1 protein-coding gene is annotated in these 212 nt (G+C 50.5%); it reads left to right on the top strand.

Features of this window, described 5'->3' with window-relative positions; translation table 11 throughout:
* Positions 1 to 212 (top strand): Ig-like domain-containing protein (locus AN393_RS20375; protein WP_161804188.1); only part of this gene is annotated, 212 nt, incomplete at both ends.

Here is a 212-nt window from a genome sequence, read left to right as displayed (position 1 = left end):
GATGTGGAAGACGGTCAAACCGTGACGGTGATCATCAGTGATGGCACAAACCAAGTTGAAACCACGGCACTTGTACAAAACGGCGAATACGTTACCGACCCGATTGACGCAAGCGCATTAAATGACGGCACACTCACCGCTACAGCCAGCGTATCCGATGTAGCAGGTAACCCTGTTACAGCTGAGGATACAGTTGAACTTGATAACACCGC

Source organism: Pseudoalteromonas sp. P1-25 (assembly GCF_001401805.1).
Lineage (GTDB): Bacteria > Pseudomonadota > Gammaproteobacteria > Enterobacterales > Alteromonadaceae > Pseudoalteromonas.
Note: the sequence above shows the minus strand (reverse complement) of the source record. Positions and strands in the feature narration are given on the sequence as shown.